At 69.3% G+C, this 26546-nt stretch carries 23 protein-coding genes; 5 read left to right on the top strand and 18 right to left on the bottom strand.

The features are described from left to right. Positions 1–7: 7 nt before the first annotated feature. From ftsZ to AU198_RS18310, 14 genes are all read right to left on the bottom strand, one after another. The gene (gene ftsZ / locus AU198_RS18375) at positions 8–1147 is read right to left on the bottom strand and encodes a cell division protein FtsZ (RefSeq protein WP_064349978.1); all 1140 of its coding nucleotides are present in this window, start codon (positions 1145–1147) and stop codon (positions 8–10) included. Positions 1148–1345: 198 nt separating this feature from the next. Then, the gene (locus AU198_RS18370) at positions 1346–2284 is read right to left on the bottom strand and encodes a cell division protein FtsQ/DivIB (RefSeq protein WP_231744711.1); all 939 of its coding nucleotides are present in this window, start codon (positions 2282–2284) and stop codon (positions 1346–1348) included. Then, entirely contained in the window at positions 2281–3684 is a 1404-nt protein-coding gene (gene murC / locus AU198_RS18365; RefSeq protein ID WP_064350193.1) for a UDP-N-acetylmuramate--L-alanine ligase, read from the bottom strand. Before murC ends, AU198_RS18370 begins: the two co-directional genes overlap by 4 nt. A gap of 38 nt (positions 3685–3722) precedes the next feature. Next, positions 3723–4790, bottom strand: a complete 1068-nt coding sequence (gene murG, locus AU198_RS18360) for an undecaprenyldiphospho-muramoylpentapeptide beta-N-acetylglucosaminyltransferase (RefSeq protein WP_231744724.1) — start codon at positions 4788–4790, stop codon at positions 3723–3725. A 95-nt stretch (positions 4791–4885) separates the two neighbouring features. Beyond that, positions 4886–6391, bottom strand: coding sequence for a putative lipid II flippase FtsW (gene ftsW / locus AU198_RS18355; protein WP_502689307.1), 1506 nt, complete (start codon positions 6389–6391; stop codon positions 4886–4888). A 15-nt stretch (positions 6392–6406) separates the two neighbouring features. Further along, positions 6407–7885, bottom strand: coding sequence for a UDP-N-acetylmuramoyl-L-alanine--D-glutamate ligase (gene murD / locus AU198_RS18350; protein WP_197416158.1), 1479 nt, complete (start codon positions 7883–7885; stop codon positions 6407–6409). Beyond that, complete coding sequence (gene mraY / locus AU198_RS18345; protein WP_064349969.1) at positions 7878–8957, bottom strand: phospho-N-acetylmuramoyl-pentapeptide-transferase; 1080 nt, start codon at positions 8955–8957, stop codon at positions 7878–7880. Before mraY ends, murD begins: the two co-directional genes overlap by 8 nt. After that, entirely contained in the window at positions 8954–10471 is a 1518-nt protein-coding gene (locus tag AU198_RS18340; RefSeq protein ID WP_064349967.1) for a UDP-N-acetylmuramoyl-tripeptide--D-alanyl-D-alanine ligase, read from the bottom strand. The genes mraY and AU198_RS18340 overlap by 4 nt, the downstream gene beginning before the upstream one ends. Continuing rightward, positions 10468–11985 carry a UDP-N-acetylmuramoyl-L-alanyl-D-glutamate--2,6-diaminopimelate ligase gene (locus AU198_RS18335; protein WP_064349966.1) on the bottom strand — a complete coding sequence of 506 codons (1518 nt, stop codon included), beginning with the start codon at positions 11983–11985 and terminating at the stop codon, positions 10468–10470. Before AU198_RS18335 ends, AU198_RS18340 begins: the two co-directional genes overlap by 4 nt. A 60-nt stretch (positions 11986–12045) precedes the next feature. Next, a complete protein-coding gene (locus AU198_RS18330; RefSeq protein ID WP_064349965.1) occupies positions 12046–13956 on the bottom strand; it encodes a peptidoglycan D,D-transpeptidase FtsI family protein in 1911 nt (636 codons plus the stop codon). Further along, positions 13953–14969: a cell division protein FtsL gene (gene ftsL / locus AU198_RS18325; RefSeq protein ID WP_502689304.1), complete on the bottom strand. Its 1017-nt coding sequence runs from the start codon at positions 14967–14969 to the stop codon at positions 13953–13955. The genes AU198_RS18330 and ftsL overlap by 4 nt, the downstream gene beginning before the upstream one ends. Then, on the bottom strand, positions 14966–16120 hold the full coding sequence (gene rsmH / locus AU198_RS18320) for a 16S rRNA (cytosine(1402)-N(4))-methyltransferase RsmH (protein WP_197416157.1): 1155 nt from the start codon (positions 16118–16120) through the stop codon (positions 14966–14968). The genes ftsL and rsmH overlap by 4 nt, the downstream gene beginning before the upstream one ends. Continuing rightward, positions 16095–16526 carry a division/cell wall cluster transcriptional repressor MraZ gene (gene mraZ / locus AU198_RS18315; RefSeq protein WP_064349961.1) on the bottom strand — a complete coding sequence of 144 codons (432 nt, stop codon included), beginning with the start codon at positions 16524–16526 and terminating at the stop codon, positions 16095–16097. The genes rsmH and mraZ overlap by 26 nt, the downstream gene beginning before the upstream one ends. Before the next feature lie 295 nt (positions 16527–16821). Then, a complete protein-coding gene (locus tag AU198_RS18310; protein ID WP_064349958.1) occupies positions 16822–17226 on the bottom strand; it encodes an SCO2097 family morphological protein in 405 nt (134 codons plus the stop codon). Between the two features lie 229 nt (positions 17227–17455). On the opposite strand from AU198_RS18310, the gene AU198_RS18305 reads away from it, so the two are divergent. The 4 genes from AU198_RS18305 (at position 17456) to AU198_RS18290 (ending at position 21615) form a co-directional block, all read left to right on the top strand. Then, positions 17456–18055 (top strand): GNAT family N-acetyltransferase, encoded by a 600-nt coding sequence (locus AU198_RS18305; protein ID WP_064350191.1) that lies wholly within the window; start codon positions 17456–17458, stop codon positions 18053–18055. Positions 18056–18065: 10 nt separating this feature from the next. After that, positions 18066–18791 carry an LppM family (lipo)protein gene (locus AU198_RS18300; protein ID WP_064349957.1) on the top strand — a complete coding sequence of 242 codons (726 nt, stop codon included), beginning with the start codon at positions 18066–18068 and terminating at the stop codon, positions 18789–18791. A 107-nt stretch (positions 18792–18898) separates the two neighbouring features. Then, positions 18899–19987: a bifunctional (2E,6E)-farnesyl/geranyl diphosphate synthase gene (gene idsA2 / locus AU198_RS18295; protein WP_064349956.1), complete on the top strand. Its 1089-nt coding sequence runs from the start codon at positions 18899–18901 to the stop codon at positions 19985–19987. 2 nt (positions 19988–19989) lie between these two features. After that, positions 19990–21615, top strand: a complete 1626-nt coding sequence (locus AU198_RS18290; protein ID WP_064349954.1) for an alpha-(1->6)-mannopyranosyltransferase A — start codon at positions 19990–19992, stop codon at positions 21613–21615. On the opposite strand, the gene AU198_RS18285 is transcribed toward AU198_RS18290, so the two are convergent. Next, positions 21536–21940 (bottom strand): Rv2175c family DNA-binding protein, encoded by a 405-nt coding sequence (locus AU198_RS18285; RefSeq protein WP_064349951.1) that lies wholly within the window; start codon positions 21938–21940, stop codon positions 21536–21538. The genes AU198_RS18290 and AU198_RS18285 overlap by 80 nt on opposite strands. A 66-nt stretch (positions 21941–22006) precedes the next feature. Between AU198_RS18285 and AU198_RS18280 the strand changes: the two genes are divergently transcribed. Continuing rightward, positions 22007–23200: a protein kinase domain-containing protein gene (locus tag AU198_RS18280; RefSeq protein WP_064349949.1), complete on the top strand. Its 1194-nt coding sequence runs from the start codon at positions 22007–22009 to the stop codon at positions 23198–23200. 539 nt (positions 23201–23739) lie between these two features. On the opposite strand, the gene AU198_RS18275 is transcribed toward AU198_RS18280, so the two are convergent. From AU198_RS18275 to AU198_RS18265, 3 genes are read right to left on the bottom strand one after another with little or no spacing between them, the layout of a single operon-like run. Beyond that, a complete protein-coding gene (locus AU198_RS18275) occupies positions 23740–25125 on the bottom strand; it encodes a class II 3-deoxy-7-phosphoheptulonate synthase (protein WP_064349947.1) in 1386 nt (461 codons plus the stop codon). 33 nt (positions 25126–25158) lie between these two features. Further along, entirely contained in the window at positions 25159–25656 is a 498-nt protein-coding gene (locus AU198_RS18270) for a polyadenylate-specific 3'-exoribonuclease AS (protein ID WP_064349946.1), read from the bottom strand. After that, positions 25656–26489 (bottom strand): hypothetical protein, encoded by an 834-nt coding sequence (locus tag AU198_RS18265; protein WP_231744723.1) that lies wholly within the window; start codon positions 26487–26489, stop codon positions 25656–25658. Before AU198_RS18265 ends, AU198_RS18270 begins: the two co-directional genes overlap by 1 nt. Between the last annotated feature and the right edge of the window lie 57 nt (positions 26490–26546).

Genomic DNA, 26546 nt, shown 5'->3' with positions numbered 1-26546 from the left:
TGCCGGATCAGTGGCGCATGAACGGCGGCACGTCGACGTCGTCGTCATCGTCCCCGCCGATACTGACCGTCGCGCCGTTGGTGTGCACCGGCACGCTCGCCGGGTCCGCGGGCTCGAACAGCGATGTGCTCACCTTGCCGGCCTTACCCGGGGTGATCCCCTGCCCTTCGGCCGGGCTGACCACGGGTTTGCGCCCGGGACCGGCCGAGTCGAAGCCCGCGGCGATCACGGTGACCCGCACCTCGTCGCCGAGCGAGTCGTCGATGACCGTGCCGAAGATGATGTTTGCGTCGGGATGAGCGGCGTCCTGCACCAATGACGCGGCTTCGTTGATCTCGAACAGGCCGAGATCGCTGCCGCCCGCGACCGAGAGCAGCACACCCTGGGCCCCCTCCATCGAGGCCTCCAGCAGCGGCGAGTTGATCGCGATCTCGGCGGCTTTGAGCGCACGGCCGTCACCCCGCGCCGAGCCGATGCCCATCAGCGCGGTGCCTGCCCCGCTCATCACGCCCTTGACGTCGGCGAAGTCGACGTTGATCAGGCCCGGAGTGGTGATCAGGTCGGTGATCCCCTGCACGCCGTTGAGCAGTACCTCGTCGGCGCTGCGGAAGGCGTCCATCAGCGAAACCGCGGCATCGCCCATCTGCAGCAGACGGTCGTTGGGGATGACGATGAGCGTGTCGCAGCTCTCCCGCAGCGCCTGGATGCCGTTCTCGGCCTGGTTGCTGCGCCGCTTGCCCTCGAAAGAGAACGGCCGGGTCACCACGCCGACGGTCAGTGCGCCCAGCTTGCGCGCGATCGACGCCACCACCGGCGCGCCACCCGTGCCGGTGCCGCCGCCCTCGCCCGCCGTGACGAACACCATGTCGGCGCCGCGCAGCAGTTCCTCGATGTCGTCCTTGGCGTCCTCGGCCGCCTTGCGCCCCACCTCGGGATCGGCGCCCGCGCCGAGACCGCGCGTGGAGTCGCGACCGACGTCGAGCTTGACGTCGGCGTCGCTCATCAACAACGCCTGCGCGTCGGTGTTGATGGCGATGAACTCCACGCCCTTGAGGCCCTGTTCGATCATCCGGTTGACGGCGTTGACTCCGCCGCCCCCGATGCCGACCACCTTGATGACGGCGAGGTAGTTGTGTGGGGGGGTCATCGCGATCCCTTCCTCCCAAGTTGTCCGACGACACGCCGAGTCCTTGGCAAACCCTAAACCTCAACCAGAGGGTTATAGTTATGTCAAGTTGTTCCGCGCAACCAGAACGGTAGGGCGAGGTCGCGGCCCAGCGATGCAGGCGCGCCGACACGCGCGACAAATTTTTCGTGCAACTTCGCGGGCTGGACGCGCACGAACTCACTTCACGGTGGGAAGGTCCGGACTCGACACGTCATAGGTCTTGCCCGGCTGGGTGAGCAACGCCCCGAGTTTGAGCGCCTTCTCCTCGGTTCGGTCGGTGGTCCCCCACACGACCTCCCTGCCGTCGATGAGCTGCAGGGTGATGGCCGCGACCGAGGGCGCCGCGATACGGGCGACCTGCGCGGCGACCTCAGGGCGCAGCGACGTCATCACCTGCAGGGCCGCCTTGGTCGGTTCGTCGTTGGGACCGGGATTCTCGGTGTCGAGGTACGGCACCCCCGGCGGCGGCGGGCCGATCGCGAAGTCGACGCCGTCGCGGTCGAACAGGTGTGGCCCGTCGGGATAGTCCTTGACCACCACCGGCACCCGCTCGACGACGGTGATCCGCAAGGTGGACGGGTACTGGCGCTGAACACGCGCGCTGGCGATCCGCCGGATCGCGGCCACCCGTTCGGCGACGCTGTCGGTGTTCACCTGCAGCAGCGGCGTGCCCGGCGCTACGGCCGCCGCCGCGACGATCTCCTCCTGCGTCACCGCGCCCACACCGGTGACCACCGTGTTGCGCACCGCCATCACCGGCGTGAAGTACAGCAGCAGCCCGAGCCCGACGACAATGACGCTGATCAGCGCCGACCACATCAGCACCTTCAGTCCGCGGACCGTACCCCGGCGCAGTTTCCGGGTGTCGGAGGCGGGCTTGCCCAGCGCACGCCGCTTGGCCTCCCTGCGGGCCTCCTCGATCGCCATGGCGCGGGCCTGCGCCGCGCGGCGTTCCTCACGCTCTCGGCGCGCCCGCCGGCGCGGACCCTCGAAATCCGTTGTCTCAACGGGTGTTTCTGTGTCTTGCGTCTCCTGTGGCTGCGGCGCCTCCTCCCCCGGCCCGGGCTCCGCCGAGGGCTCCGGGGACTCCGGGTCACGGTCGATCGGCCCGGTCACCGCGACCCCGGTGTGCTCCGGTTGGCCTTGACGCGCAGCGCGGTGATGATCTCCGGGCCGAGCATCGTGACGTCACCGGCCCCCATCGTGACGACGACGTCGCCCGGTGCGGCGGCCGCGGCCACCCTCTCGGCGACGGCGGCGAAATCGGGCACATAGGTGACCGGCACGCTGACGTGCTCGGCGACGGTGGCGCCGCTCACGCCGACGATCGGCTGCTCACGAGCGGCGTAGACGTCGAGCACGAACACCTCGTCGGCCGCACTCAACGCTGCGCCGAACTCGCGTGCGAAAGCCTCTGTGCGCGAGTACAAGTGCGGTTGGAACACGACGATCGAGCGGCCCAGTGACTCCTTGGCCAGCGCGCACACCGCCGTCAGCGCGGCGGCGACCTTGGTCGGATGGTGGGCATAGTCGTCGAACACCTTCACCCCCGCGGCGGTGCCGACCAGTTCGAACCGGCGGCGCACGCCCTCGAAGTCGGCCAGCGCGTCGAGCACCGCGTCGATGGGCGCGTCGACCTGCAACGCGGCCAGCAGCGCCCCGAGCGCGTTCAGGGCCATGTGGCGCCCAGGCACCGACAGTCGCATCACCCGCGGGTGGGCCTCGCCGGCCAGTTGGATGTGGGCGACGGCGGACGTGCCCTGCTGCTCCCAGCTGAGCAGTGTGGCGTCCAGCGATTGGGCCGGGTCGCTGCCGTAGCGCAGCACCCGGATGCCCAGCCGCGCAGTGCGCTCGGCCAGCGCGGCGGCGCCCGGGTCATCGAGGCAGGCCACCAGTGCGCCACCGGGTTTGATGCGCTCCATGAACGCGTCGAACACGTCGACGTAGGCCTGTTCGCTGCCGAAGAAGTCGAGGTGGTCGACTTCGACATTGGTCACGATCGCGATGTCGGGCTCGTACTGCACCAACGATCCGTCGCTCTCGTCGGCCTCGGCCACGAAGTACGCGCCGCTGCCGTGGTGCGCATTCGTGCCTGCCTCGCCGAGGTCGCCGCCAACGGCGAAGGACGGATCGAACCCGCTGTGCTGCAACGCCACGATGAGCATCGAGGTGGTCGTGGTCTTTCCCGCGGTGCCGGTCACCATCAACGTGGTGTCCTCAGCCATCAGCTTGGCCAGCACCACCGGCCGCAGTATGACCGGGATACCGCGGCGACGGGCCTCGACCAGTTCGGGATTGGTCTTGGGGATGGCGGCGTGGGTGGTGACGACGGCGGTCGGCCCGTCCGGCAACAGGTCCAGCGAGGAGGCGTCGTGCCCGATCCGGATCGAGGCGCCGCGGGCCCGCAATGCGGCCACCGCCCGCGACTCCTTGGCGTCGGAGCCCGACACCAGCCCGCCGCGGTCGAGCAGGATGCGCGCGATGCCCGACATGCCGGCACCGCCGATGCCCACCATGTGCACCCGCTGCAGCTCCTCGGGCAACGACTTCGGTTTCACCGCAACCCCTTTCGGGGCTCGGCTCGGGCCACCTCGATGGCGATCTCGGCGACCCGCCTGGCCGCGTCGCGGTGACCGGCCAGCGCCGCGCCTGCCGTCATCGTCTGCAACCGGCCGGTGTCGGTGAGCAGCTCGACGACGGTCTGGGCGACGAAACTCGGCGACAGGTCGGCGTCGTCGACGATCAACCCGCCGCCGGCGTCGACCACGGGAAGCGCGTTGAGCCGTTGTTCACCGTTACCGATCGGCAGCGGAACGTACACCGCAGGCAACCCGACCGCGGTCAACTCGGCGACCGTCATCGCGCCAGACCGGCACATCGCCACGTCGGCCGCGGCGTATGCGAGATCCATCCGGTTCAGATACGGCACAGGAACATACGGCGGGTCACCGTCGGCGGGCTCGCGCAAATCGAGGGTGTTCTTGGGCCCGTGCGCGTGCAGCACCGAAATACCAGCCGCGGCAAGGTCTTTGGCTGCCCCCGACACCGCGCGGTTCAGCGACTGCGCGCCTTGGGACCCCCCGAACACCAACAACACCCGGGCGTCGGGGGCGAACCCGAAGTGGGCGCGGGCCTCGGCCCGCAACGCCGTGCGGTCCAGGGAGGTGATCGCCGCGCGCACCGGCACCCCGACCACCTCGGTGGTCCTGCCCAGTCCGGGGTTCCGAACGGCCGAGAGCACCCGCCGCGCCGAACGGGCACCGACCCGGTTGGCCCAGCCCGCGCTGGCGTTAGCCTCATGCACCACCACCGGCACGCGCCTGCTTCGGCGCACACTGCGCGCGGCCAGATAGGCGGGCAACGCGACGTAGCCGCCGAAACCGATCACCACGTCGGCCTCGACCTCGTCGAGCAGCGCCCGGGTCTGCCGTACCGCCCGCCGCACCCGCAGGGGTAGGCGCAGGAGGTCACCGGACAGTTTGCGCGGCAGCGGCACCGGCGTGATCAGCTCGAGGTGGTAGCCGCGTTCGGGGACCAGCCGGGTTTCCAGGCCGCGCTCGGTGCCCAGAGCGGTGATCCGCACGTCGGGCACGAGTTCGGTCAGTGCGTCGGCCACCGCCATCGCCGGTTCGACGTGTCCCGCGGTACCGCCGCCCGCGAGGACCACGGAGACTCCCCGGTCGTCCCCCGGCCGCCGAGGGACGGGACCCGTGTCGTTCACCCGTAACGCTGACCTTCCAGTGCGCGCCGCCGGCTGCTGTCCGTGCGGCCGCCTCCATGATGCCTTGCCGCCCGGGCCGGCTTACCGGCCGTCTGACGTTTACGGGCGGGCTTGGGCGGCTGCTTGGCCGCGGGCTTGGGCGCCCGGGCGCGCTTTGGCGCCTGCGATTTGCCTGATCGTTTCGGGCTGCGCTTGTTGAGCCGGTCGCGCACCGCCTCGGTCCGCGACGGCACGTAGGGCGCGGGCAGCGGCAGCCGGAGCAGCCTGTTGACGCGGTCGTCGCGCCCGGCCCGCAACGCCGCCACCGCCTCCGGTTCGTGCCGTGCCGCACTCGCCATGATGCCGATCATCAGAAGCGTTGTCGCCGTTGAGGTTCCACCTGCGGAGATGAGGGGCAGCTGCAACCCGGTCACGGGTAGCAGGCCGACCACATACCCGACGTTGATGAACACCTGGCCCATGATCCACAGCGTCGCGGTGGCGGTGAGCAGGCGCAGGAACGGGTCCGCGGAACGCCGCGCGATGCGCATCCCGGTGTAGGCGAACAAGCCGAACAGGCACAGCAGGCCGCCGGCGCCGATGAATCCGAGTTCCTCGCCGATGATCGCGAAGATGAAGTCGTTGTGCGCGTTGGGCAGGTAATTCCACTTGGCCGCGCCCTGGCCGAGGCCGTCGCCGAACACGCCGCCGTTGGCCAGCGCGAACCGTGCCTGGCGGGCCTGGTAGCCCGACCCCTGCGTGTCGGCGCCCGGGTTGAGCCAGGACTGCACCCTCGCCGACCGGTACCCCTCGGCCATGGCCAACACGACGGCCGACACCACGACCATGAGCAGCGAGGACACAAACACCCGCAGCGGCAGGCCGGCGTACCAGAGCAGGCCCAACAGGATGATGCCCAGCGACACCGTCTGCCCGAGGTCGGGCTGGGCGACGATGAGCGCCAGCGCGACGAAGGCGGCGGGTACCAGCGGGATCAGCATCTCGCGCAGCGACGCCTGCTCCATGCGGCGCGCGGCCAGCAGGTGCGCGCCCCAGATGGCGAACGCGATCTTGGCCAGCTCGGAGGGCTGCATCGAGAACCCCGCGACCACGAACCACCCGCGTGAACCGTTGGCCACGGTGCCGATGCCCGGGATGAGCACCAGGATCAGCAGGACGATGGTGAGCGCGAAGCTGGAGAAGGCCATGCGCCGCATCAGTTGCACCGGGATCCGCATCGCGACGTAGAACGCGAACAGCCCGATGATCGTCCACAAAACCTGTTTGAAGAACACGACCCACGGCGAGCCGTCCTGGTCGTAGGAGTACACCCCGGACGCCGACAGCACCATCGTCAGACCCAGCGTGGTCAGCAGTGCGGCCACCGCGATGATGAGGTGAAACGACGTCATCGGGCGCCCGAGCCACGCCCCGACCCGGGTCCGATGCCCGGCGGTTGCGGGCACCGGTCCGGCCGGTTTGTCTTCGGCGCCCGTCCTGCGAAGCCGCAGCCGGGTCAGGATGGTGGCCATCGGCGACTATCGGGTCAGGGCGCGCACGGCGTCGGCGAACGCGTCGCCGCGGTGGCTGTAGCCGCTGAACTGGTCGAAGGAGGCGCCGGCGGGGGCCAGCAGCACGGTGTCGCCGGACCGGGCCAGCCCGCGGGCGGCGTCGACCACCGCGGCCATGATCGCGTCACCGGATCGCGCACCGCCAACTCTGATCACATTAGTAACAGGACTAACATCCGACCCACTTGTCCCTTGCACCCCAAAATCCTCCCCCGTCACAACCTCGATGACGGGGACATCCGGGGCGTGTCGCGATAACGCCTCGGCGATCAGGGCCCGGTCGCGGCCGATCAACACCGCTCCGACCAGCCGATTCGCCATCGAAGTGACTAGCTCGTCGACCGAGGCGCCTTTGAGCAGACCGCCGGCCACCCACACCACCCGCGGGTAGGCGGCGATCGACGCCCCCGCGGCGTGCGGGTTGGTGGCCTTCGAGTCGTCGACATAGGTGACGCCGTCGACGGTGGCCACCACCTCCGCGCGGTGTCTGCCGACCCGGAAGCCGGCGAGCGCGTCGGCGATGGCCGTCGGCGGCACGTCGACCGCGCGGGCCAGCGCGGCGGCGGCGAGCGCGTCGAGCACCCCGACCGGCCCGGCGACCGGGATCGACGCCGCCTCGGCCAACGTCCAGCCGCCCTCGGGCGGATCCCCGAACGCGTTGTCCACCAGCATGCCGTCGACGACGCCCAGTTCGCCCGGGCCGGGTTCCCCCAGCCGGAACCCGGCGCGGGTCGGTGCGGCCGCCGTGCCGAGCAGTCCCGCGGCCACCGGGTCGTCGAGTCCGACCACGGCGACGCGGCCGTCGAGCACGCGGGCCTTGGCGGCGGCGTACGCGGCCATCGACCCGTGCCAGTCCAGATGGTCCTCGGCGACGTTGAGCACCACGCCGGCGTCCGGCCGCAGCGAGGGCGCCCAATACAGCTGGAAGCTGGACAGCTCCACCGCGAGCAGATCGGACGGTTCGGCGAGGACGTCGAGCACGGGGTTGCCGATGTTGCCGCACAGCACCGCGTGTCGCCCGGCGGCGATGAGCATGGCGTGCAGCATCGACGTCGTCGTGGTCTTGCCGTTGGTCCCGGTGACGACGAGCCAGCGCCGCGACGGCCCGAACCAGCCCGCCCGGTCCAGCCGCCAGGCCAGCTCCACGTCCCCCCACACCGGCACGCCCGCTTCCGCCGCGGCGGCCAGCACGGGCGCGGTCGGCGCGAACCCGGGACTGGTGATCACGAGCGCGTACTCGCCGATCGTGGCCCGGGCCTCGGCGGTGGTGACGACCCTGGCGGGAGTGATCAACCGCTGCAGCGCCAACGGATCGTCGTCGCAGATCGTCAACCGCACCCCGGTGGGCTCCAGCACGGCGCTGACCGCGCGGCCGGTCAGGCCCGCGCCGGTCACCAGCACCCGGGCGCCGGGAACCAGCGGCTCGAGACGGGTCATGTCAGGCACCGACGGTCGTCAGCCACTCGCTGTAGAACAACGCGACCCCGAGCCCGCACGCGATCGCGGTGAGCAACCAGAACCGGATGATCACGGTGGTCTCGGCCCACCCCACCAGCTCGAAGTGATGGTGGAACGGCGCCATCCGAAACACCCTGCGGCCGGTCGTGCGGAACGCCAGGATCTGCACGACGACCGACACCACCTCTGCGACGAACAGGGCGCCGAGCACCACGGCCAGCATCTCGGTGCGGCTGGCCACCGAGAGCCCGGCGATGATGCCGCCGAGGGCGAGCGACCCGGTGTCGCCCATGAAGATCTTGGCGGGCGCGGCGTTCCACCACAGGAATCCGATACAGGCACCCGCGGTGGCAGCGGCGATGATCGCCAGGTCGAGAGGGTCGCGCACGTTGTAACAGCCCAGGCCCGGACTCGTCGCGCAGGCGTTGCGGAACTGCCAGAAGGTGATCAGCACGTAGGCCGCGCACACCATCGCCATCGCGCCCGCGGCCAGCCCGTCCAGCCCGTCGGTGAAGTTCACCGCGTTCGACCACGCGCTGACCACCACGATGCAGAACAACACGAACAGCGCGGGCGGCAGTGTGACCGTGGCGATCTCGCGCACGTAGGACAGTTCGGCGCTGCCGGGTGTCAGCCCGTCGGCGTTGCGGAACTGCAGGGCCAGCACGCCGAAGATGACGGCGGCGGCCAGGATGCCGACGGTCTTGGCGGTCTTGTTGAGCCCGAGGTTGCGGGAGCGCCGGATCTTGATCAGGTCGTCGACGAATCCGACGACGGCCAGGGCGCTGGCCAAAAACAGCACGAGCAGACCCGAAGCCGACGGACCCCGGCCGTCGATGACGACACCGACGAGGTGGGTGCCCAGGTAGCTGGCCCAGATGCCCGCGACGATCGCCACGCCGCCCATCGAGGGGGTGCCGCGCTTCTTGGCATGGGTGGGCGGTCCGTCCTCGCGGATCTCGTGGCCGAATCCCTGCCGGGTGAACAGTCGGATCAGCACCGGGGTGAGCAGGATCGACACCATCAGCGCGATGCCGACGGCGATGAGGATCTGCCTCATGCGTTCTGGTCCCGGATGTCAGCGGACCGAGGATCGAGCAGAGCTTCGGCCAGCGCGCCGAGTCCGGCCGCGTTCGACGCCTTCACCAGCACCACGTCGGACGGTTGCAGTTCGGCGCGCAGGAGTTCCAGCGCCGCGTCGGCGTCGGCGACCATGGCGGCCTCAGCCCCCCACGATCCCTCCATCACCGCGCCGTGGTGCATGGCGCTCATAGTCCTCCCGGTTCCGACGACGATGAGTCGTGACACATCTAAGCGCACGGCCAGTCGGCCGATGCGGTCATGTTCGGATATCGCGTCGTCGCCGAGTTCGGCCATCTCGCCCAGCACCGCCCAGCTGCGTCGGCGGCCCCCACCCTCGCGGGCCATCCACGCCAGCGCCTTGAGGCCCGCGCCCATCGAGTCCGGGTTGGCGTTGTAGGCGTCGTTGATCACGGTGACGCCGTCGCTGCGGGTGACGACCTGCATGCGGTGTTTGGACACCGGGCCGGCGGTGGCCAGCGCTGCGGCCACCTGCTCGAGGGAGGCACCGCACTCCAGCGCCACGGCCGCCGCGCACAGGGCATTGGACACCTGGTGGTCCCCGTGCACGGCCAGCGCGACGTCGACGGACCCGGCGCCGGCGTGCAGGGTGAACCGCGGCCTGGCCAGCTCGTCGAGCGTGATCGCGTCGGCCCACACATCCACGTCGCGCCCGCCCGGCTCCCGTGACACCGCCACGATGCGCGCGGCGGTCTTTGCGGCCATCGCCGCCACCGCCGCGTCGTCGACATTGAGTACGACGGCTCCCGACGCTGGAACCGCTTGTGGTAGTTCGGATTTGGTCTCGGCGATGGCCTCCCGCGACCCGAATTCGCCGAGGTGCGCGGTGCCCACGTTGAGCACCACCGCGATCGAGGGCGGGGCGATCGCGGCCAGCGCCGCGATGTTGCCGCGATGGCGCGCCGACATCTCCAACACCAGAAAGTCGGTGGATCCTGTCGCGCGCAGCACCGTCCACGGATGCCCGAGTTCGTTGTTGAACGAGCCCGGCGGTGCGATCACCTCGCCGAGCGGGGCCAGGACCGCGGCGACGAGGTCCTTGGTCGAGGTTTTACCCGACGATCCGGTGATGCCGATGATCGTGAGCCCGCCAGCGACGAGTTCGGTGGCGACCGCCGCGGCCAGCTTCGCCAACGCCGCGAGCACGGCCGCCCCCGAACCGTCGACGTCGTGTTCGAGCACGCCCGCTGCCCGGTCGGATGTCTCCGGTGTCGGGTCGACGACGATCGCCGGCACGCCGACCGGGCGGGCGGCCAGCACCGCCGCGGCCCCGGCCTGCACCGCGGCGGCGGCGAAGTCGTGTCCGTCCGAGCGGGCTCCCGGCAGCGCGAGGAAGAGACCGCCCGCCGTGACGGCCCGCGAGTCGAACTCGACGGTGCCGGTGATCCGGGTGGTCGCGGCGTCGGCTTCGGAGATGTCGGCGAGGCGGCCGCCGACGATCTCGGCGACCCGCGCCAGGGTCAGGTCGATCACGGCAGGGATCCCCGTGCCTCGAGGGCGCGCGCCAACTCTTCGCGGTCGTCGAAGGGCCGGGTGACCCCGGCGCTGGTCTGCCCCGCCTCGTGGCCCTTCCCCGCGACGAGCACGACATCGCCGGATCGCGCCCACGCCACCGCGTGCTCGATCGCGGCGCGTCGATCGCCGATCTCGACGATCTCCGCGCGGCCCACCGCGCCGGCCACGATCGCCGCGCGGATCTCGGCGGGATCCTCGTCGCGCGGATTGTCGTCAGTCACCACCACCAGATCGGCCAGTTCGGCGGCGACACCGCCCATCGGCCCCCGCTTGCCGGGGTCGCGGTTTCCGCCCGCCCCGAACACGACCGCCAACCGGCCGTCGCTCTGTGCACGCAACGTCTCCAACACGGCCTGCAGGGCGCCCGGCTTGTGCGCATAGTCGACCAACGCGAGGAAATCCTGCCCGCACTCCACGGGCTCCATCCGCCCCGGCACGGTCGCGGTGCGCAGGCCGGGCACGGCCTGTTCGGGTGACACACCGACCGCGTCGAGCAGCGCGATCGCGAGCAGGCCGTTGGCCACGTTGTAGCGCCCGGGCAGCCCGATCTGCAGATGGTGGTGCACGCCCGCCGGATCGACCGCGAAGAACTCCTGCGCGTTGCGTCCGACCGTGCGGACATCCTCCACACGCCAATCGGCGACGCGGCCCGTCGCGCTGACCGTCACCGGTTCGCGGGCCAGCCTGGCCATCTCACGGCCGGCATCGTCGTCGACGCACACCACGGAAAGATCTGCGCGGTTGGGAGATTCGGGAGCGAACAGTCGCGCCTTGGCCTCGAAGTAGTCCCGCATCGTCGGATGGAAGTCGAGATGGTCGCGGGACAGGTTGGTGAACCCGCCGACCGTGAAGCGCACTCCGTCGACGCGGCCGAGGGTGAGCGCGTGGCTCGACACCTCCATGACGACGGTGTCGACGCCGCGCTCGACCATCACCGCGAGCAGCGCCTGCAGATCCGGCGCCTCGGGCGTGGTGAGGACGCTGGCCTGATCGCGTCCGTCGATCCGGATGCCGACGGTGCCGACGAGTCCCGCCGCCCGCTCCGCCGACCGCAGGCCCGCCTCCACCAGATAGGTGGTGGTGGTCTTGCCGGAGGTGCCGGTGACCCCGATGACCCGTAGCCGCTCGGACGGCCGCCCGTACACCTCGGCGGCCAGTGCGCCGAGCACCGAGCGCGGAGCCGGATGGACCACGACCGGAATCTCCACTTCCGGTCCCAGAAGCGCGAGCCCGTCGGGGTCTGTGAGGACCGCCGCCGCACCGCCGGCGATCGCCTCGGCGGCGTAGCGGGCGCCGTGCGACAAGGCCCCCGGCAGCGCCGCGAACAGGTCACCCGGTTCGACGTCCCCGCTGCGCAGCGTGACGCCGGTGACGCGGATGTCCGGCACGGCACCGCCCGCGGGCACCGCCTGGACCTGCCCGGCCAGCGGCCCGAGCGCCGCGCCGGCGGGATGGCTGGGTCGCAGGTTCATGGCGTTGTCACAGTACCGACTCGCCGGTGCGGCCCCCGCGACATATCGGGGTCGCCCCCGTCAGTCGGCTACCAGGGTCAACCGCGAGTCGGGATCCGGCGACAGCGGCACGTTCTCGCGCTGCAGCAGCCACGAGGCGATGTTGTGGAACAGCGGCGCGGATGTGGTGCCGGGTTGTCCGTCGGCCGTGCGCTGCGGGTGGTCCATCATGATGGCGACGACGTAGCGCGGGTCGTCGGTGGTGGCGATGCCGGCGAAGGTGATCCAGTAGACGTCGCTGTAGTAGCACCCGCAGGCCGGGTTGATCTGCTGTGCGGTGCCGGTCTTCCCGGAGATTTGATATCCCTCGACGGCCGCTTGCGAGCCCGTCCCCTGCTGCACCCCGGTGGGGTCGCGCTGCACCGTGGCCCGCAACATGTGCCGCACCGTCTTGGCGGTCTCCGGCGAGACCACCCGGATGCCCTCGGGGCGGGGCTCCTCGGTGCGGCTTCCGTCGGAGGCGATGGTGGTCTTGACGATGCGTGGCGGGACGCGCACACCGTCGTTGGCGATGGTCTGATACATACCGGCCATCTGCAGCAGGGTCATCGAAAGGCCCTGTCCGATGGGCAGGTTGGCGAATGTGCTGCCCGACCACTGGTCGATCGGCGGGACCAGGCCCGCGCTCTCGCCCGGCAGCCCCACCCCGGTGCGCTGACCGAGGCCGAACTTGCGGACCATCTCGAAGAAACGCTCCGGGCCGAGCCGCTGCGCCAACATCAGCGTGCCGACGTTGGAGGACTTACCGAAGATGCCCGTCGTGGTGTACGGCATCGTCCCGTGCTCCCAGGCGTCGCCGACGGTGACCCCGCCCATGTGGATCGACCCCGGGACCTGCAACACCTCGTCGGGATGCGACAGCCCGTACTCGATGACCGACGCGGCGGTGATGATCTTGTTGACCGAACCGGGTTCATAGGGCGAGGACACCGCGGGGTTGCCGAGCTGGCGGTGCTCCTGTCTGCCGATGTCCTGGCTCGGGTCGAACGTGTTGTCGTTCGCCATCGCGAGCACCTCAGCCGTTTTCGCATCCAGGACGACCGCCGAGACGTTCTTGGCGCCGGACAGGTTCTTGGCCTGCTGCACCTGCTGTTGGACGTAGAACTGGATGTCGTCGTCGATCGTCAGCATGACCGTGGAACCGTCGACCGCGTCGTGCCGGTTGCGGTAGCTGCCCGGGATGACAACGCCGTCGGAGCCCCGGTCGTAGGTGATCGACCCGTCCGTGCCCGCGAGCACGGCGTCGAGCGAATCCTCCAGCCCCAGCAGACCGTGTCCATCCCAGTCGATGCCCCCGACGATGTTGGCCGCCAGCGAGCCGCCCGGATACTGGCGCAGGTCCTGGCGTTCCGAACCGACCTCGGGGAACTTCTTGGTGATCGCCTCGGCGATGGCGGGATCGACCGCCCGAGCGAGATAGACGAACGTCTCGTTGCTCTTGAGTTTCTTGAGGACGGTGGCCGAGTCCGGCTTGTTGTTCAGGCGCAACGCCACCTCGGCGGCGATGTCGCGAAGCCTGCGGTCGGGTTCGGGCGCCTCCGTGCTTTTCGCCCTGGCCTCCTCCAACTGCTTGCGCACCTTTTGCGGCTGGAAGGTCAGCGCACGCGCCTCGATGGTGAACGCGAGCTTGTCGTTGTTGCGGTCGACGATCGCCCCGCGTACGGCCTTGTCGACGTCGGTGACCTTGAGCTGGCTCGCCGCCTCGGCCCGCAACCCGTCGGCGCGGGGCACCTGGAGGTGGAACAGCTGTCCCGCCGCGATGATCAACACGAGGAAGATCGCCGCGTTGCCCACTCGATGCCGGAACACGAAAGACGCGCTGCGCAGCCCGGTTTCGGTGATCGGAGCGCGAGTTCGCCTGGCCCTGGCCGAGCGCTCCTGAGAACCGGCCGCCGGTGCGGCCTTGCGGGTCCGGCGCTCGCCGCGGGTCATGCGCCGGGACCCGCCGGAGGCAGGGCCGCGGGAGGCGCGACAGCCGGCGGCACGACCGCGGGGCTGAACTGTTCGGCGCCGGGCACGGGACCGGGCAGCACCTGCGGGTTCGGGATGTGCAGCGCATCGGGCGGCACCATCGGCGCCTCGGGCGGGACCAGCGGACCCGGTGCGGCACCGGGCACCGGCGGCTGTCCGGGAAGTGACTGCGCCGCTGGGGTGGGCGCCGTGCGCGTCGGCATCCGGACGGTGACCTCGCGGGGATCGACGACCCGCGGTGCGGGCGGTCGCGGTCCGGGTGGCGGCGCCTGCGGGGTCGCGTCGGGCAGCGGCGTGTTCAGCGGCGGCGGCGGAACGCCCTCTGCCGGTTTGGGTGTGCCGACCACCACCCAGTTGCCCGCCGGATCCTGCACCAGGTGTGCGGTGTCACGGGATGGGATCATCCCCAGCTCGCGCGCGGCTTCGGCCAATGCCGGTGCGGCCTGCGCCTCGAGCACATCGCGCTCAAGGGCTTCCTTCTGTTGCAGCAGAGCCTGATTCGTCTCGCGGGCGTTGCCCAGCTGATAGGACCGCTCGGCGGCGTCGGTGGACAACCACAGCGTGGTGCCCAGGCCCATCCCCAGCGAGCCGATCACCAACACCACGAACGGCACCCTGGCCACGAGGGCCCGTGGGCTGAGCTCCACCGAGGCCAGCTTGACGATGATGCGCTGGCGCAATGGTGTCCGAACGACCTTCGGCGCCTTGGCCTTTCGCGCCTTGGCCCGCGCCTTCGCCTGGCTGGCGCTCTTGGGCCTGCCCGGTGCGCCGGCCGGACGCGGAATGGGGTTGGTCTGCGGCGCTGACCGCTGCGGCCGCTGATCGCGGGTCGGCTTGCGCCGGTCCTGCGCATCCACCGTGCGCCGCCCCGCGCCGGTGCGCCGACGTTCATCGGCGCCGCGCACCCCCTTTGCGTGCTTGGTCTTTTTGGCCTGTTTGGTCTGTTTGGCCTGTTTGGCCTGTTTGGCATTCACCTGGGTGCCCCCACCTTCTCCAGTGCTCGTAGCCGCACAGGCGCGCTACGCGGGTTTCGTTCGATCTCCTCGGGAGCTGCACGCTCGGCACCGCGAGTCAGTGCGACGAACTCCGGCTCGTGACCCGGTAGTTCCACCGGTAAGCCGGGCGGCGTCCTGGACGCCGTTGCGGAGGCGAAGGCCGCCTTGACGATGCGGTCCTCCAGGGACTGGTAAGCCATCACGACGATGCGCCCGCCGGGGGCCAGGGCGTTCAGCGCCGCGGGCAACGCGTCGCGCAGCGAGTCCAGTTCGCCGTTGACCGCGATCCGAAGCGCCTGGAACGTGCGCTTGGCCGGGTGCCCGCCGGTGCGGCGCGCCGGCGCGGGAATCGCCTCGTACAGCAGCTCGACCAGCTCCCCGGTGGTCCGGAACGGCTGGCGGGCCCGCCTGCGGATGAGCTGAGCCGCGATCCGGCTCGCGAAGCGTTCCTCACCGAACTCGCGGAGCACCCGGGTCAGCGATTTCTGGTCGTAGGTGTTGACCACATCGGCGGCGGTCAATTCGGCGTCGGGGTCCATCCGCATGTCCAGCGGCGCGTCGGCGGCGTAGGAGAAGCCGCGGTCGGTGCGGTCCAGCTGCATCGAGGACACGCCGAGGTCGAACAGGATGCCGTCGGCCTGGCTGCCCCAGTACCCGTCATCGCCGAGCACGCCGCCGATGCCGTCGTAGCGCGTGCGGACCAGCATCACCCGGTCACCGAACCGCGACAGGCGCTCACCGGCGATCCACAACGCGTCGGGGTCGCGATCCAAGCCGATCAGCCGCAGACCGGGCAGTTCGGTCAGGAAGCGCTCGGCATGTCCGCCGGCCCCGAGGGTGCCGTCGACGAGAACCGCGCCCTCGCCGTCGGGACTCCGCCGCGTCAGTGCCGGTGTGAGCAGTTCGACGCAGCGGTCCAGCAGGACGGGGACGTGTCCGTGGTCGCCGCTGCTCCGTGCCATCACCGTGCCTCCCTGGCCTCCACCCGAAACCCCTGCACCGGGGTCCCTGTCCGAGAGCACGGACCTGGCGTCGGGGAAGTACGCCAGGGCCGGTTCGGGCAGAGGCCGCGATGCACGGGCCTGATGCCGGTCGACCGCCGAATCAGATGATGTCGTGCAGAGCTTCATCGGTGGCCGCGGAGAAGTTCTCTTCGTGGGTCTGCTGGTACTCCTGCCATGCCGCGGAGTCCCAGATTTCCAGGTAGTCGACCGATCCGATCACCACGCAGTCCTTCGACAGGTTCGCGTAGCGGCGATGATCGGCCGACAGGGTGATTCGGCCTTGTGCGTCGGGATGCTGTTCGTCGGTGGCGGCGGCGAGGTTACGCAGGAACGCGCGTGCTTCCGGGTTGCTACGCGATGCCTGCGACGCCCGTCGGGCCAGCTTCTCGAACTCCGCGCGCGGGTAGACGGCAAGGCTGTGATCTTGGCTTTTGGTGACCATCAACCCTCCTGCCAGCGCGTCGCGGAACTTGGCGGGCAGCGTGAGCCGCCCTTTGTCGTCGAGCTTCGGCGTGTAGGTGCCGAGAAACATCTCGCCACCTCCCCGCCGGTCAACAGAGCCCCGGTCGCTCCGTTGTCCGCCACTTTACCCCACAATCCCCCACCATCCACCATTTGCGCACCAATTTTCCTGGTGAGTCCCCACTTGACGCCCCACATCGAGCGTCGTCAGTGATGCGTCGCCTCCACCTCGGACGCAGCCGGCAAGAAAAGCGCAGGTGAGAGGCTTCTAGGGACGCGGTGGGGCGTAGTGGGGTGATCAGCCACCGGACGCACGAAAAGAGGGGCAGCCCGCCGTGCGGGCTACCCCTGTGTCGTGTCAGTTCCTATTCGTCGAAGCGGCGACGGAAACGGTCCTCCATGCGACTGGCAAACGAACCGCCCGAGCCCTTGCCCCGCTTCTGCCGCGGAGCGCCCGGCTCGGCGACCGACCGGTCACGTCCGCCGGGAACCCGCGGGCCGGTGATCGCGAACACCACACCGCCGAACATCACGATGAACCCGAGGACCGAGAGCACCGGGAAACCGCCGATCTGGGTGGCTGGGATCGCGACACCGGACACCAGCATCGCGAGCCCAAGCACGAAAAGCGCGGCGCCCTGCAGCCGACGCCGGGTCGAGGGTGCGCGCAGGGTTCCGCCGCGGACACTCGAAGCGAACTTCGGGTCCTCGGCATAGAGCGCGCTCTCGATCTGGTCGAGCATGCGCTGCTCATGATCGGAGAGTGGCATTCGTCCCTCCCTCGGAACCCAGGGGCCCACCGCGGCCAACTCATTGTTCAAAGTCGTGTGTGCCCGCGTTCACGGGCATCTAACAGTCATGATACGAGGTCGATCTGAGCCGTACCACCTTGTTCGACGCCCGATTGTATGACGGACGCCGCCGCGTGGGAGGCGCAGGCGGATTCACTCGATAATGGTTGGGACGGCACCGCCCCGATACGCGGAGAGGCAGACACAGTTGGCGACATTTCTCATCGATCTGTCGCCGAGCGATATGCAGCGCCGGCTCGGTGACGCGCTCGCTGTCTACGTCGACGCGATGCGTTATCCGCGCGGCACGGAGGCCCAGCGGGCGTCGATGTGGCTCGAGCACACCCGCAGGCCGGGGTGGAAGGCCGTCGCGGCGGTGACCGTCGGCGAAAACGAGGACACTTCGGTCGGCGAGGCCGAGCTGGCCTCCGCGCCGATGGTCGGCATCGCCTACGGCTATTGCGGCGCCCCCGACCAGTGGTGGCAGCAGCAGGTGGTGGCCGGGCTGCAGCGGGTGGGCGCCGACCGCAACTCCATCGCCGCGTTGATGACGAGCTACTTCGAGCTCACCGAACTGCACATCCACCCCCGTGCCCAGGGGCAGGGCCTCGGTGAGGCGTTGGCTCGCCGACTGCTCTCCGACCGCCGGGAGGCTCACGTGTTGCTGTCGACACCGGAGATCAACGGTGAAGCGAACCGGGCATGGCGGCTGTACCGCAGGCTGGGCTTCACCGACGTCATCCGCGGCTACCATTTCGCGGGCGATCCGCGGGCTTTCGCGATCCTTGGCCGGTCATTGCCGCTGTGACACGGATTTGATGTCGTCGACGCCCCGGTTCGGCTCGGTCTGGCACGATGACCACGTGCCGGCCCGCCACCGCAGCAGAACCCGCCTGCTCGCACTCGTGATGCTGCTCCTCGTCGTGCTTCCGACCGCCGTCGGCTGCGTCCGCGTGCGGGCCTCGATCACGGTCTCCCCAGACGACCGGGTGTCCGGTCAGATCGTCGCGGCGGCAAAGCCGCGAAACGCCGACGACAAGGGCCCGCAGCTGCTGAACAACCTGCCATTCGCCAACAAGGTGGCGGTCTCGGAGTACAGCCGAGACGACTACGTCGGCTCCCAGGCGGTATTTTCCGACCTCACGTTCGCCGAACTGCCTCAGCTGGCGAACATGAACCGCGACGCCGCCGGTGTCGACCTCTCGTTGCGCCGGGCGGGTGACCTCGTCATCCTCGAGGGCCGTGCCGACCTCACCTCGCTCAGCGACTCGGAGGCCGACGTGTCGCTGACCGTGTCGTTTCCGGGCGAAGTGACCTCGACCAACGGTGATCAGGTGTCGACCGAGATCGTCGAGTGGAAGTTGCGGCCAGGCGTGGTCAGCACCATGAACGCGCAAGCCCGTTACACCGACCCCAGCGCGCGGTCCTTCACCGGCGCCGCGATCTGGCTCGGACTCGGCTCCTTCGTGGTGGCGGCCATCATCGGCGCCTTGGCGTACATGAGCCGCGACCAATCGCCGAAAGTGGGCGAAGCCCGCGATTGACGGTCGGGTCCTCACCCGTCCTCCCTTGCTCGGACCACGCATGCAGGCTCTACTCTGAAGGCGTTCGGGGCAGGGTGGTCGCACAGAGAAAGGGGCGCCCGCTGAGCGTGCATGCCACGTCACCGTCAGCCGTCGAGCTGGCCGGCGCCGTCACCGATCAGCTGCGGGACTATCTGCAGCAGCGTCGCAGCGAATGCGCCTACATGGGCGACGACTACGCCGAAATGACCGCCGCACTGGAGGAATTCGTGCTGCGCGGCGGTAAGCGGCTGCGGCCCGCGTTCGCCTACTGGGGCTGGCGCGCGGTCGCCGACCGGCCCGAAAACCCGCTGGACCCGGACGTGTTGCGGCTGTGTTCAGCGCTCGAACTGCTGCATGCGTGCGCGCTGGTCCACGACGACGTCATCGACGCCTCCGCGACCCGCCGCGGGCTGCCGACCGTGCACCGGCTGTTCACCGAACGGCACCGCATGCACGGCTGGCACGGCTCGGCCGAGCAGTTCGGCATGTCGGCGGCCATCCTGCTCGGCGACCTGGCGCTGGTCTGGGCCGACGACGTCGTCGCCACGGCCGACCTGCCCGCCGACGCTGCCGTGCGGGTCCGCCGCGTGTGGAGCGCGATTCGCACCGAGGTGCTCGGCGGCCAGTACCTCGACATCGTCGCCGAGGCCAGCGGAGCCGACTCGGTGGCTTCGGCACTGACCGTCAACATCTACAAGACCGCGTCGTACACGATCACCCGGCCGCTGCAGCTCGGCGCCGCCGCGGCCGCCGACCGGCCCGACGTCCAGGCCGCATTCGGAGAGTTCGGCACTGATCTCGGCGTGGCGTTCCAGCTACGCGACGACGTGCTCGGGGTGTTCGGCGATCCCGCGGTCACGGGCAAGCCATCCGGCGACGATCTGCGGGCAGGCAAGCGCACCGTGCTGTTGGCCGAGGCCGTCGAGCTGGCGGAGGAGGCCGACCCCGTGGCGGCAAAGCTGCTGCGCACTTCCATCGGATCGGAACTCTCCGATGCCCAGGTCAAGGAACTGTGCACGGTGATCGAGTCGGTCGGCGCGCTGGCCGCGGTGGAGAACCGCATCTCCGAACTCACCCGCCGCGCACTCGACACCCTCGATTCCGCCGCCATCGACACCCATGCCAAAGCGGGGTTGTCAGAGCTCGCCCGATTGGCCGCGAATCGAACCGCATGACGATGACGACCTCACCATCGAGACGGCCGTCGAAAGCCGGTTTTGCAGAACATCTTTCGCGGCTGACCGCGTTCGCGACGTCGTCGCAGGGCCAACCCGCCCGGCTGGGCTTCGTCGGCGCCGTCCTGATCACCGCCGGTGGGTTGGGTGCGGGCAGCACGCGCCTGCACGACCCGCTGCTGGAGTCGCTGCACCTGTCGTGGCTGCGGTTCGGGCACGGTCTGGTGCTGTCGTCGATCCTGTTGTGGGGCGGCGTGGCGCTGATGCTGGCGGCGTGGCTGTGGCTCGGGCGCCGGGTGGTCGACCGCACCGCGACCCAATACACGATGGTCGCCACGACCGGCTTCTGGTTGGCGCCGCTGCTCTTGAGCGTTCCGCTGTTCAGCCGCGACACCTACTCCTACCTGGCGCAGGGGGCACTGCTGCGCGACGGCCTCGACCCGTACGCCGTCGGACCCGTCGAGAACCCGAACTCGTTGCTGGACAACGTCAGTCCGATCTGGACCACCACCACCGCACCGTACGGACCGGGTTTCATCCTGATCGCCAAGTTCGTGACGATGCTCGTCGGCGAGGACGTCGTCGCGGGCACGATGTTGTTGCGGTTGTGCATGCTTCCCGGCTTGGCGCTGCTGATCTGGGCCGCGCCGCGCGTGGCCAGGCACATCGGCGCCGACGGCGCGACCGCGCTGTGGATCTGCGTGCTCAACCCGCTGGTGATCATCCATCTGATGGGCGGGGTGCACAACGAAATGCTGATGGTCGGCCTGATGATGGCCGGCATCGCGGTGACGTTCTCCGGGCGCCATCTTTGGGGCGTGAGCCTGATCGCCGCGGCGGTAGCGGTGAAAGCGACCGCGGGACTGGCGCTTCCGTTCATGGTCTGGGTGTGGGCGCGGGACCTGCGGAACCGGCGCGACTTCTCACCGGTCAAGGCGTTCGTGACGGCGTCGGCCGCGTCGGCGCTGATCTTCACCGCGGTCTTCGCCGTGCTGTCATTCGCCGCCGGTGTCGGGCTGGGCTGGCTCACCGCCTTGGCCGGTTCGGTGAAGATCATCAACTGGCTGACCCTGCCCACCGCGGCGGCCAACGTCATCAACGCTGTCGGCGGCCTGTTCCTGCCGGTGAACTTCTACGCGGTGCTCGATATCGCCCGGATCATCGGTATCTCGCTCATCGCGCTGTCACTTCCATTCGTGTGGTGGCGGTTTCGCCACACCGACCGCGACGCGTTGACCGGTATCGCGGTCGTGATGGTGATCGTGGTGCTCCTCGTGCCCGCCGCGCTGCCCTGGTACTACACCTGGCCGCTGGCGGTGGTGGCCGCGCTGGCCCAGAGCCGGCGGTCGATCGCGATCATCGCGGGCCTGTCGACGTGGATCACCGTGATATGGAAACCCGATGGGGCACATGGGATGTACTCGTGGCCACACGTGCTGCTGTCGTTGGCGTGCGCCGCGGTGGCGTGGTACTCGCTGAAGAACGCGCCGGAATCCGCGGTGAATAGGCCACGACCGGGGGCGGTCAATAGGCCACGACCGCGGGCGGTCAATAGGCCATCGCCTGGGCCCGGCGCACCACCTCACGGGCCTGATGCGAGTGAAGAGCATCAACCGGCCGAGCATTAGGCAGGTCACCGGTCGCGCCGTCGCGCCTGATCGTCAGGGACGCGTCGGGTGTGAACAGCCAGCGCACGATCTCGGTCTCGTGATAACCCCCGTCGCGCAGCACGACGAGTAGTCCAGCCAGGCTCTTGACGACGTGGCCGGTGTCGTCGAAGAACGCCTTCGGAACCACCACGACGCCGTCGCGCCGGACGCCGATCAGGTGGCCGTCCCGCAGCTGTTGGTGCACTTTCGTCACCGCGACGCCGAGCATCTCGGCGACGGTGGGTAGGTCGTAGACGTCTTCGGCGGGATCGAGGACATCCTCGGCGGCCGGAATGCTGCTCACCGCACCGAGTCTAAATCCGGTAACCGTCGTCGTTGCCGCAAAGCCACCGGTGTCGCGCTCCGTAACATGTCTCCGGTGGATGCCTACCCGATGACGGACCCGCTGCTGGGAACCGTGCTCGACGGTCGGTACCGCGTCGACGTGATGATCGCGACCGGCGGAATGTCCGCGGTGTACCGCGGGCTCGATCTGCGGCTGGATCGTCCGGTCGCGCTGAAGGTGATGGACAGCCGCTATGCGGGTGACTCACAGTTCCTGACCCGGTTCCAGCGCGAGGCACGCGCGGTGGCCCGGCTGACCGACCCCGGTCTGGTCGCGGTGTACGACCAGGGCGGTGGACGCATCGGCGGCCCTCCCCCCTTCCTGGTGATGGAACTCGTCGAGGGCGGCACGCTGCGCGAACTGCTGCGGGAGCGTGGGCCGATGCCCCCGCACGCCGCCGCCGCGGTGCTCGGCCCGGTCCTCGGCGGGCTGGCCGCAGCGCACCGCGCCGGCCTGGTGCACCGCGACGTCAAACCCGAGAACGTGCTGATCTCCGAGGACGGTGACGTCAAGATCGCCGACTTCGGACTGGTGCGGGCGGTGGCCGAAGCGAAGATCACCTCGACCAGCGTCATCCTGGGCACCGCGGCGTATCTGTCACCCGAACAGGTCAGCACCGGCGACGCCGATCCGCGCAGCGACGTCTACTCGGCGGGCATCCTGACCTACGAACTGCTGACCGGCCGCACCCCGTTCGCGGGCGACTCGGCGCTTGCCGTGGCGTATCAGCGGATGGACAACGACGTCCCGGCACCGAGCACGGTGATCACGGGCGTCCCCGCGCAGTTCGACGACCTGGTGCTGCGCGCCACCGCCCGCGATCCGGCTCAGCGCTACGCCGATGCCCGGGAGATGGGTGACGACCTGGACGCGATCGTCGACGAACTCGGTCTGCCGCCGTTCCGGGTGCCGACACCGCGCAACTCCGCCCAGCACGCCTCGGCTCCTCTTCCCCATCCTCCGGCGTCCCCGGCCGCAGCTGCACCCGCGCCGCGGCAGGCGACGCGGACGCTCCCGCGCGAGGACTGGCAACCCCCCGAAGCCGAATACCAGCCAGTGTCGGGACGGTTCGCCGGAATCGAGCTCCAAGAGTTTTACTGGGCGCGGCAGCGCTCCCGGCGAGCACTGCTGTTCTGGGTGATCACCGTGATCACGCTGACGGCGCTGATCGCCGCGGCCGCGTGGGCGGCGGGCAGCAACCTCACCCACCTGATTTAGTCGCGCACCCGGTCCCACACCAACGGCACACCGGGTGCACAGCCCGCTTGCGCTGCATGTAACAGGGCGTCGTGGATGGCTACGGACCGCAAGAGGCGCCGCCGCCCCCTCCAACTACATGTGCAGCAAGCTGTTCGGTTGCGAACAGTCACCACGTCGCCCGTGTCCGGAACAACGGGCGCGTCCTTGCGCCTGTCGACTTGCTCCACATTCACCCCTGCTCTTCAGCAAGCAGTTACGGACTCATTATTGACGAGTACGAATCTGGCAAACATAGTCTTCCGAATGTATTTTGCATCCGTTATTACTTGGCGCTAACTTCGTGATCTACGTGTCCTGGCCCGAAGAGCCGCGACGGCGGATAGATGACTTACGCACGTAGCCAACGCCGCCGCCTGCGTGCGTTCGTCGGCCAACGAATCGCTGGAGTGAGTCCGCCGAGGCACCGCGGTTTTGTCGCCCGGCATAGCCGATCCGCTCTGCCGACTGGCGTAGGGATCATCTCGTCAGGCGGCGCCTGACATTCGTTGCCAGCACTCCTAGTCGCGCAGCATCTCGGCGACCAGGAACGCGAGCTCCAGGCTCTGCTGGGTGTTCAGCCGCGGGTCGCACGCGGTCTCGTAGCGTCCGGCCAGGTCGGCGTCCGAGATGTCCTGCGCCCCGCCAAGGCATTCGGTGACGTTCTCACCGGTGATCTCGACGTGGATGCCGCCGGGATGGGTGCCCAGCGCCCTGTGCACCTCGAAGTAGCCCTGCACCTCGTCGACGATCCGGTCGAAGTGGCGGGTCTTGTAGCCGGTCGAGGACTCGTGGGTGTTGCCGTGCATCGGGTCGCACTGCCAGATCACCTGATGGCCGGTGGCCTGCACCTTCTCGATGATCGGCGGCAGCAGGTCGCGCACCTTGTTGTTACCCATGCGGGTGACCAGCGTCAGCCGGCCGGGCTCGTTGTTCGGGTCGAGGCGTTCGACGTACTCGACGGCCAGTTCCGGTGTCATGGTCGGGCCGAGCTTGACCCCGATCGGGTTCGCGATCACCTCCGCGAACGCGATGTGCGCGCCGTCGAGCTGACGGGTGCGCTCGCCGATCCAGACGTAGTGCGCTGACAGGTCGTAGAGCTTCGAACCCTGATCGGTCTCCGACAGCCGCAGCATCGCGCGCTCGTAGTCCAGCACCAACGCCTCGTGGCTGGCGTAGATCTCGGCGGTCTCCAGGTTGCGGTTGTCGACCCCGCACGCGCTCATGAACGTCAGCGCCCGGTCGATCTCACCGGCCAGCGCCTCGTACCGGGCACCCGCAGGCGACGTGCGGACGAACTCGCGGTTCCAGTCGTGCACCAGATGCAGCGACGCGAGGCCCGAACCGGTCAGGGCCCGCACCAGGTTCATCGCGGCGCTTGCGTTGGCGTACGCGCGGACCAGCCGCGACGGGTCGTGCTCACGTACCGCCGGGTCGGGCGCGAAACCGTTGATCATGTCGCCGCGGTAGGAACGCAGGCCGAGCGCGTCGATGTCGGCCGAGCGCGGTTTGGCGTACTGGCCTGCGATGCGGGCCACCTTGACCACCGGCACGCTGGCGCCGTAGGTCAACACCACGGCCATCTGCAGCAGCGCGCGCAGGTTGGCCCGGATATGCGGTTCGGTGTTGTTGACGAAGGTCTCGGCGCAGTCGCCGCCCTGCAGCAGGAACGCCTCGCCGCGGGCCACGGCGGTCAGCAGACTCTTGAGCCGCTCCACCTCGGCGGGCACCGTCACCGGCGGAACGCTTTCGAGGACGGTGCGCATGGTCTTCGCCGCTTCGACATCCCACGTCGGCTGCTGCACCGCGGGCTGGGCGAGTGCGGCATCGAGCCGCTGCCGCAGCTCATCGGGCAGCGGCGGCAACGAGGGCAGCTGGTCGATGGGTACGTCGACGGTCCAGTTCACCCGTTCATGGTAACGGCCCGCGACATGTGCTTTTCACCGCTGGCCCGACGCATCACCGGAGGTCATCAGCTGGAACCGCCGCAAATTGTGGCGGGCGTCGACCAACGCGTCGTGGGCGTCGCGCGGGCGCGGCGGCATGCGCGGTGAACCACGCTCCTCCCAGAACTGACGCAACTCGCGGGTGAAGCGCGGTATCGCGGGTGGAAGGTCGGTCATCGGACCCCAGAGCTGACACAACACGACATGGTCGTAGGCGCCCACCCACGCCCACAGCTCGATCGGCTCGTCCCCGTCGATTCCGAAGAAGTCCTCGAGCTCCGCGCGAATCTGCCGGCGCGAGCGCCACAGCTGCGACGCCGGCGGCGGGAGTTTGGGCAGCACATGCTTGCGGACCCAGCTGCCTGCCCGGTCGGGGTTGAATTCCGTTGAGACCGCGTAGTATTCGCGGCCGTCCTCGGCGGCGACGCCGATCGAGATCAGGTCGATGGTGCGCCCGTTGTCGATGAATTCCGTGTCGTAGAAGTAGCGCACTACGCGGGTTCCTTCTCGGGTTCGGTCGAGACCGACCGATCCTTGGGGGCCGGGGCGGCGTGGATCTCGCGGTCGAGCTGCTCGTCGACCAACGCGTCGTCGGGAAACTTGGGCATACCCGCGATCGCGTCCTGCAGCCACAGCTTGGCCTGCACCACGGGTCGGCGCAGCCAGCGCTCCCGCTCCAGCGCCCGATGCATCTTGCGCGGGCGGTTGGTGTAGCGCCACCGCGCCCACGGCGCGTGCGGCCTCGACAACCGGATCGCACCGACGAACAGCAGCGGGGTCACGAACATCCCCACGAGCCCGGTCCACACCTTGCCCTTGAGCAGCACGATGACGGCCAGCATCAACGTCAGCACGGCCGCCACGACCACTCCGGCGCGCACGAGCAGCGAGTGGTCGTTGCGCCAGATGTCGATGTCGAAGAACGACAGCGGGTTGAAGCCCAGAATCAGCAGGCCCGCGACGGCGACGGCGGCGAAGACCGCATCGACCGAGGTCCTGCCGTCCTCGGCCCAATACACGTCCTGCAGATGCAGGATCAGCGCGAACTCGTCGAGCACCAGCGCTGCACCGATTCCGAAAAAGATTGCCGCCGCCGTGAATTCGGGTACTCCCCCGTCGACACCCAGCGTCACCATCGTCACACCGGAGATCATGACCAGCACCACGCCGATCACCACGTGGTGGATGTGCAATCCACTACCGGTACCGATATTGCGCGGCTGCCACCACTTGCGCGGCGCATCGCTGTCGGCATGCTTGCGGATGTACCGCACGATCGTGCGGGTGACGAAGAACGTCAGGATGAACGCGATCAGGCAGTACATGAGCGGCACCCGCGCATGCGGGACGCCGAAAACGAGGTGTAGATCCGCGAGCACCCA

Source organism: Mycobacterium sp. GA-1199, assembly GCF_001500045.1.
In the GTDB taxonomy this organism is placed as follows: domain Bacteria; phylum Actinomycetota; class Actinomycetes; order Mycobacteriales; family Mycobacteriaceae; genus Mycobacterium.
The sequence above is the reverse complement of the archived record's forward strand: the minus strand, read 5'-3'. Positions and strand labels throughout refer to the sequence as shown.